This is a genomic window from Fusibacter tunisiensis (genome assembly GCF_016908355.1).
GTDB lineage: Bacteria > Bacillota > Clostridia > Peptostreptococcales > Acidaminobacteraceae > Fusibacter_D > Fusibacter_D tunisiensis.
Genome location: NZ_JAFBDT010000061.1, coordinates 1 through 2,077 on the forward strand (window position 1 = coordinate 1; position 2,077 = coordinate 2,077).

At 37.5% G+C, this 2,077-nt stretch carries 2 protein-coding genes; both read left to right on the plus strand.

The window, feature by feature from the left end:
• Window positions 1–63: 63 nt before the first annotated feature.
• A complete protein-coding gene (locus JOC49_RS13035) occupies window positions 64–1,758 on the plus strand; it encodes an IS1634 family transposase (RefSeq protein ID WP_204665476.1) in 1,695 nt (564 codons plus the stop codon).
• 15 nt (window positions 1,759–1,773) lie between these two features.
• A complete protein-coding gene (locus JOC49_RS13040; protein ID WP_204665477.1) occupies window positions 1,774–2,004 on the plus strand; it encodes a hypothetical protein in 231 nt (76 codons plus the stop codon).
• The last annotated feature ends 73 nt before the right edge of the window (window positions 2,005–2,077 follow it).

The window sequence follows — 2,077 nt, forward strand, 5'->3', positions numbered from 1 at the left end:
AAAAATACGGGCATAATGATATACTGTATTTAGTCGCATATGTTACTAAAGGGAGGACAAAAAATGTACCTCGATTTTCTAGTCAAAATTCCAGAAGTAAAAGGCAAAATTACATACAGAAAAAGAGATAATTCATGTTATGTATACTATGAGTATGATAGAATTTATGATCCTTCTCAGAAGTATACAAACGTAAAAAGAGCGATGATTGGTAAGCAATCCAAAGCCGATTCTCAAATGATGCAGCCCAACCAGAACTACCTGAAATTTTTTCCTGAAGTGGAGCTTCCTGAAGAAAAGGACCGGACATTGAGGAGTAGTTGTTTACGAGTTGGCACATATATTCTTCTTCAAAAGATTTTTCGTGAAAGTGGAATTCCAGAAATGCTTAGCCAATATTTCAGTGAAAAAGATTTGGGTTTGTTCTTGGATTTAGCGGCTTATTCCATCATAACGGAAAGCAACGCAGCCCAATATTATCCGGATTATGCCTATAATCATGCGATATTCAGCCAAGATATGAGGATATATAGTGACTCGAAGGTGTCCGATTTTTTTAGAAGCATCACGGATAATCAAAGCGTAGGATTTTTGAACTCGTGGAATGAATGCAAAGACCATAGAGAAAAAATCTATATATCCTATGACTCGACGAATAAAAATTGTCAGGCTGGTGATATAGAAATGCTTGAGTATGGGAATGCGAAGGTGGATCAAGGATCCCCGATATTCAATTATTCAATCGCCTATGATACAAGAAACAAAGAGCCTCTTTTCTATGAAGCATACCCCGGAAGCATAAATGATGTGTCTCAGCTTCAGTATATGCTGGATAAGGCAAAGGGATATGGGTATAAGAAAGTTGGTTTCATATTGGACAGGGGGTACTTCAGCAAGAGCAATATCGAGTACATGGACCAGTGTGGTTACAGCTTTGTTATCATGGTCAGAGGGATGGCGACCCTTGTGAATGAGCTTATTCTCAAGCATAAAGGAACTTTTGAGAAAAAAAGGATTCATAACATTGGAGACTACAGGGTTTATGGCATAACGGTCAAGAAAAAACTGTATGCTACGGATGAAAAAGACCGGTATTTCCACATATATCATAGTATAGAAAAAGAAAGTGCAGAACGGACTCAACTGGAAAACAGAATTGATGAAATGACAAAGTTCATGAAGCGTCATTCCAATGAAATGCGTGAGTTTGGACCAGGATTCGAAAGGTATTTCGAGTTATATTATGATGAGGAACACAAAACCTTTCTATTTCCTGTTGAGAAAGCCAGAGTGATAGAAAATGAGATTGAATTATGTGGATATTTCTGCATAATCACCTCCGAAAAGATGACTGCCAAAGAAGCAATCGATCTTTACAAGAGCCGTGACGCCTCAGAAAAACTATTCAGAGGAGACAAGTCCTATCTTGGAAATAGAAGCCTTCGAGTGTACTCGGATGAGTCGGCATCTGCCAAGATATTTATAGAGTTCATAGCACTCATCATTAGAAGCAGGATATTTACAAAGCTCAAAGAAGAGATGAAGAATCTGGATAAAAGACCAAACTTCATGACTGTTCCTGCAGCGATAAAAGAACTTGAGAAAATTGAGATGGTCAGACAACTGGACAATGTATATAGACTAGACCATGCAGTTACAGCAGCTCAGAAGACCATCCTCAAAGCGTTCGGAATAGATGTTTCTTATGTGAAATATAAAGCGGATGAAATCAGTGAAACATTAAAAAATAAGGGTTAAGAGAGGGCATAAAATATGGCACGGACAGTTGGGCTGGAAACGTTGGACCAAAAGATTGAAAAGGCACAATCGGATGTGGTGAAGACGAAGAAGAGATATGATTTGGCGGTATCGACATTGAAAGACTTAATGGACAAAAGAGATGCACTAAAACGGGACGAACTTATCAATGCCATTATGAAAAGTGAAAAATCATATGAACAAATTCTTCAATTTATTCAAGAATCAGATCAGGAAAAAGTTTAGGTAAAAAACGTAAAAAACTCCTGAAAAGAATCGAAATCAGGAGTTTTAGTAACATTTTTTCTGGAAGTTGACA

What these genes read in the sequence shown, in the direction of transcription:
- JOC49_RS13035 (WP_204665476.1), top strand. Translation starts at nt 64, where the DNA reads ATGTACCTCGATTTTCTAGTCAAAATTCCAGAAGTAAAAGGCAAAATT.
- JOC49_RS13040 (WP_204665477.1), top strand. Translation starts at nt 1,774, where the DNA reads ATGGCACGGACAGTTGGGCTGGAAACGTTGGACCAAAAGATTGAAAAG.